The following is a 1,032-nucleotide window of genomic DNA, read 5'->3' on the forward strand; positions in this document are numbered from 1 at the left end:
GACCGACGCGCTTTTCCAGCATGACATGCAGAAGGTCGGTGCCCAGCCCCTCGGGGGTCAGCGTCACCGGATCGGGCGTCATCACCTCGCCCACGGGCGTATCGGGCGCGCGGCCTTCGGCCAGAACCTTGTTCGACAGGTCGCGCACGGTAACGATGCCCAACAGCCCGCCATCGCCATCGGTCACGCCGAGCGAGGAGATATGCGCATCGCGCATCTGCCGCGCAGCCTCGGTCACGGTGGTCTCGGGCGCGCAGCCCATCGGCTCCTGCGCCAGAAGATCGGCGATCTTCATCGTCGCGATGGAATTGGTGCGGGTCTCGCCGCCGCGCACCCGGTTGAAGAAGCGCGCGAAGGCAGGGGTATTTTGCGACAGCTCGCGGAATTCTTCGACCGGCAACTCCAGCAACACGGTCTCGGCTGTGGTGCGCGCGGTGGTCGCGGCCAGCCCGTCGCGCATCAGCCCGCGCTCGCCAAAGGTGTTGCGCGCACCGAGGATCGAGACCAGCGCCCCGTTCTGATCGGTGACTTCGACCGCGCCGCGCTTGATCAGGTAGATGCCCTTGAGCGGCTCGCGATAGGAATAGACGGTCTCGCCCGCGGGCAATTCTCTGCGGCGGAAGGAACTGGCGACATGCTCCAGCTCGTTGCGCGACAGATTGTCGTAAGGGTGGACGCCTTCGAGAAATGCGAGGATCGGGGTCAGATCGGCGGCCATGATCTTGTCCTTTGGGTGGTGGCGGCGCCCCGAAGGGCGCCTGCCGAAGCGTCAGAGGTCGGGACGAGGCGAACCCCGTCCCGCGCCGCTGTCTCAGTGATCGACTGCCGCACCGGCGCCTTTCGGCACGCGGATCGACTCGACGAGCTCCTGGATATCTTCCGGGGTCTCCTTGGTCGCGTTCGACACGACATAGGCCACGATGAAGTTCAGGACCGCGCCGATAACCCCGAAGGAGGTCGACTTGATCGAGAGGATCATCGGGTTCGCATCCGTGAACGTGTTGGTGTCCGGGATGAAGAACCAGCCCTTGT

General features: G+C 65.2%; 1 protein-coding gene and 1 pseudogene. Both read right to left on the reverse strand.

Annotated elements, in window-relative coordinates; translation table 11 throughout:
- Positions 1–718: cyclic nucleotide-binding domain-containing protein (locus B3D39_RS01985; protein ID WP_286789326.1), on the reverse strand; the 718-nt coding region annotated here is incomplete at its 3' end.
- 93 nt (positions 719–811) lie between these two features.
- A pseudogene (locus B3D39_RS01990) lies at positions 812–1,032 on the reverse strand (cation acetate symporter); the annotation flags it as partial.

The sequence above is a fragment of the Thioclava sp. UBA3469 genome, from assembly GCF_002378135.1.
Taxonomy (GTDB): Bacteria; Pseudomonadota; Alphaproteobacteria; order Rhodobacterales; family Rhodobacteraceae; genus Thioclava; species Thioclava sediminum.